The organism is Streptomyces sp. NPDC040622, assembly GCF_055593965.1.
In genome coordinates this window covers 1-4,855 of the sequence record NZ_JBVIXD010000036.1, presented here as the reverse complement: position 1 = coordinate 4,855, position 4,855 = coordinate 1, and the positions used below count along the sequence as shown (strand labels likewise).

The window sequence follows — 4,855 nt, the reverse complement described above, 5'->3', positions numbered from 1 at the left end:
GCGGGGACCATGTGGTCGGGCAGCCGCGCGGCAACCGTCTTCTTCACCTGGTCGATGTCGACGGCCTCATCGGCGACGATGTAGCCGACGAGGCGTCGGTCGCCGGGCCGGTCCTCGCGGATGACTGCCGTGGCGGCCCGAACCCCGGCGCAGGCGGCCAACGCGGCCTCGACCTCGCCGAGTTCGATGCGGAAGCCGCGCAGTTTGACCTGGTCGTCCGCGCGGCCCAGGAAACGCAGACTGCCGTCGTCGTTCCAGGACACGAGGTCACCCGTGCGGTACATGCGCGACCCGGCAGGCCCGTAGGGGTCGGCGATGAAGCGCTGCGCCGACAGCCCCGGTCGGTTCAGATAGCCGCGCGCGACACCTGCCCCGGCCACGTACAACTCACCCGGAACGCCGGGCGGCACCGGAGCAAGGCCGGCATTCAGCACGTACGTCCGTACGTTCGCGATCGGCCTGCCGATCGGCGGCGCAACCGCCCCCGACAAGCGCTCGCTCACCGTGGCGCACACGGTGGTCTCCGACGGCCCGTACGCGTTGAACATCCGCCGCCCCGCGGACCAGCGCCCCGCAGTGTCCGGGTCACAGGCCTCGCCCGCGACGATCAGCTTCATCGAAGCGGGAACCCTGGCCGTGTCCATGACGCTCAGCGCGGACGGCGGGAGCGTGCAGTGGGTCACGCCGGCGTTCACCAGGACACCCGTCAGCGCCTCCCCGGGCGTCAGGTCCACCGGGTCGGCCAGGACGAGCGCCCCTCCTGCCAGGAGGGTTCGGAAGATCTCGGACGCCGCCGCGTCGAAGCTCGGCGACGCGAACTGCAGCACACGGCTCCCGTCACCGATCCCGTAGTGATCGCGCAGCGCGAGAGCGAGATTCACCAGGCCGGGGTGGGGAACCACCACACCCTTGGGGGTACCGGTCGAGCCCGACGTGTAGATGACGTACGCCGGGTGCTCCGGTGCCGCCACGCCCAGCCGGTCCGCGTCCGTCAGATCGGCCGCCGACAAGCTCGCCAGGCGGTCTTCGACCGCCGGATCGGTCAGGGAGAGGACGGCGCAGTCGTCGGAGATTCCCGCAGGCACGGCGGTGGAGTCCCGGGCGACGGAGTCCACCAGCAGCACGCTGGGCCGGGAGTCCTCGACCATGAAGCGAATCCGCTCCACCGGATACTCCACGTCCAGCGGCAGATACGCCGCACCCGCTTTGAGTACGGCCAGCACGGCCACGATCAGCTCCGGCGACCTCGGCAGCGCGAGCGCCACCAACTGCTCGGGCCCCACGCCCTGTTGCACCAGCAATCGCGCGACACGATTCGCCCTGGCGTTCAACTCGGCGTACGAGTAAACGGTGTTGCCGTCCGCGGCCACCAGCGCCGCGGCATCCGGCGTCTGCGTGACCTGCGTCTCGAACAAGGCCGGCACCGTGCCCTCCGGTACCTCCACCGCGTGCCCGCGGCCCCACTCGCCCATCACACGCTCACGCTCACCGGCGCTGAGCAGGCTGACCGAACCGATCGGCCGGTCGGGGCAAGCTTCCGCCATGCGCTCCAGGAATAGCAGGAACCGCTCGACGTGGGCGTCCATTTCCGCTCGGCTGTACATACGGTCGTTCGCGTCGAAGTACACCTCGATGCGACCTTCGTGTTCCCCTTCGTAGAAGACGAAGGAGAAGTCCTCGGTGTGCCGCTGCGAGAGGCTGCTCGCTTTTGCCGGGTGATCACCGAATCGGATGTCGTAGTCGAAAGTCATGACATTGACCACGGGTCCGTGAGGAAGGATTTCCCCCGACATCCGCAAACGTTCGCGGCGCAGATCCTCCATCCGGAATCGACTGTGCCGCGAAGCCCGAGTCGTCTGGGCCCAGACTTTTCTGGCCAGTTTCTTCAGGGAAATTTCCGGGCGTACCGTAATGTGCAGCGGCGCGACATTGACCGTCATTCCCGGCGTATTCCGCTCGGTCTCGTCCAGGCGTCCGGACAGCGGAAGTCCGACGGTGATCGCGCTCTCTCCAGTGACACCGCTCACGTATGCGGCAGTAGCCGTCACGGCCAATACCGAAAGGCCGACCCCGAGTTCGGCGGCGGCCGAACGCAATTGATCCGAAAGACCCGAACTGAGCGTGGTACGGCTACGCAGGATGTTCTGGGGCGCGCGGTACGGGCGGCCGGAGAGTGTTACCGGGTCGGGCGCGTCCTGCAGTCGTTTGAGCCAAAAGCGGTGGTCGTCCTCGTACTCGTCCGAGCCCCGATAGGCCGTCTCACGTTCCACCAGATCACGGAACGGGGAGAGCGGGGTGCCGCTGTCCGGGCGGTCCGCCACCATGTCGGAGTAGAGCTGTGCGGTACGCCGGGTGATCAGCGCGGAACTCCACGCATCCATGATGACGTGGTGGTAACGGCTGTACAGGATGTGGCGGTTCGGCCCGACCGTGAGCAATGCCGGCGCATACAACGGCCCTTGCGCGAGATCGAACGCGGACTCCACGTCCGACGCCATCCACGCTTCGGCCGCCGCGCCCGGATCCTCCTGAGCGGCGAAATCGAGCCGCCGCACGGCCACCGGACCGACGCGGTCGGGAATCTGTACCGGACCGTCCGGCCCCTCAACCACGGCCAGCCGCAGCGTTTCAACTTCCGCGAGGGTCGCCGCGTACGCCTGCTCAAGAATATCCGGATTGACGGGTCCGCGGATTTCGACGCGCTCGCCGACGTTGTAGACCGAGGAGCCGGGCCCGAGGGAAGCGGAAAACCACACCCCTGCCTGGGCAAGCGTTAGGGGCCATTGCTCATCCATCGGACCAGTCATCAAAGCCCCCCGCAGTGACGTGCATCCACCCCGGCACTCGCCGGGCGTCCACATAATCACACATCACGTCGGCCGGCCCCGGTTGCATTGACGGCACAGCCATCCTGCGCTCCGACCTGCTCTTCACGCCCTTGTGACGGGGGTCACATGTACAGGCCGCAAGGACGGTTGTAGTGTCCCTACAACTCATGGCTCCGATACGGGGGGAGCGCTATGAACGGAGGAGGGGGCTGTGCAGACATTCCTCAGTGGGGCGCGGCAGGCACATCTGGCCCATCGGCGGGTCATTCCCTGGCGAATCGGGTGAACAAGCCGAGCTGACGTCCTTTCCCAACTTCTTGGGCCACCCTGACGACACGCGCCGTTTACCCATATCTGCGCGACTGCCCAAGACATTCATGACCGGTGTGTGCGGCACGCCGACGCCCAGTTTCCCGCCCCGTCGATCCGGCGCGGGAGCCGGCGGGCGGACGGCCGCGACCCGGTTCCGGTGAAGTGGTCGCGCGCACTGTCAATGGGCTTCCTCTGCACGTTGCTGCGCCTGGTACGGAGAGTGGATCAACCTTGTCGCATGAGCTCGAGGACATCTGGCCGCTGTCGCCGCTGCAGGAGGGGCTGGTCTACCACTCCCTTGCCGACCGCGAGGGGCCGGATGCCTATGTCGTGCAGCTGATCCTGGACTTCGAAGGTGCCCTGGACGCCGAGGCGATGCGCGCGGCCGGCCAGGCACTGCTCGACCGGCACGCGAACCTGCGAGCCGCGTTCTGGGTGGACGACCTCGACGAGCCGGTCCAAGTCGTCGCGCGCGACGTCGAGTTGCCGTGGACGGAGGTCGACCTCTCTCACCTGCCGCCCGGGGAAGCCGAAGCCGAGCTCCGCGCGTTCGCCGACACGGAGCGGGCCCGACGGTTCGAACTCGACCGTCCGCCGCTGCTGCGCATGGCGCTCCTCAGGCACTCCGACGGCGACGGGTCCGCCTCGGTCGACCACAGCCGACTGGTCGTCACCCAGCACCATGTCCTCGTCGACGGCTGGTCGTCGTCCCTGCTGGTACGCGAACTCCTCGCCCTGTACGACTCCAAGGGCGACGACAGCGTCCTCCCTCCCGTGACGCCCTACCGGGAGTACCTGGTCTGGCTCTCCGAACAGGACCGCGAGGGAGCACGTGAGGCCTGGACCCACGCACTGGCCGGCGCGGAGCCCACCCATCTTGCAACTCAGGCCGTGAGCGGCTCGGCTGACGACCCGGCAGCAACTTTCCCGGAGCGCTTTGTCACGCATCTGCCGCAGGAGACCACGACCGCGCTGCACGTCCAGGCCCGCCGTCTGGGCGTCACGCTGAACACCCTGGTGCAGTGCGCGTGGGGTGTGTTCCTCGGTCGGGCGACGGGTCAGGACGACGTGGTCTTCGGTGCCGTGGTGTCGGGGCGGTCGCCCGAGATTCCGGGCATCGAGAGCATGATCGGCCTGTTCATCAACACGGTCCCGGTCCGGATACGGCTTGAGCCCGAGGACACCTGGGCCGACCTGGCGGGCCGGGTGCAGGCCGAGCAGGGCGCACTCCTGCCGCACCAGCACCTGTCCCTGACGGACATTCAGCGGACGGCAGGAGTCGGAGACGCCTTCGACACGGTCATGGCCGTGGAGAACTTCCCCGCCGACCGCGAGAGCTCCGCCGAACACCAGTCATCCCGTCTCAGGGCCACGTCCACGCAAGGGCGCGATGCGACCCACTATCCGCTGAGCCTTGCCGTGTCACCCGGTGAAGCCCTCAAGCTGCGACTGGACTTCCGCGCCGACCGATTCGACCACCAAACGGTCGCCGTCATCGCCGAGCGCCTGATTCGGGTGCTGAGTTCCGTGGCGGAGGATGCGGGTCAGCGGGTCGGGGCGGTGGAGTTGCTCTCCGCTGCTGAGCGTGAGCGCGTGATGGACACGTGGAGTGCCGGACCCGCTGTCGAAGTGCCGGAGGGGACGGCGCCGGCCCTGTTCGCGGCGCGGGTCGCCCAGACACCGGATGCTCCCGCACTGGTGGCGGCAGATGGCAG

At 68.0% G+C, this 4,855-nt stretch carries 2 protein-coding genes; one reads left to right on the top strand and one right to left on the bottom strand.

Features of this window, described 5'->3' with window-relative positions; genetic code table 11:
- The coding region (locus ACZ592_RS40290) for a non-ribosomal peptide synthetase (protein ID WP_471586753.1) at positions 1-2,795 on the bottom strand (2,795 nt) is incomplete at its 3' end.
- 576 nt (positions 2,796-3,371) lie between these two features.
- Between ACZ592_RS40290 and ACZ592_RS40285 the strand changes: the two genes are divergently transcribed.
- Positions 3,372-4,855: condensation domain-containing protein (locus ACZ592_RS40285; protein ID WP_471586752.1), on the top strand; the 1,484-nt coding region annotated here is incomplete at its 3' end.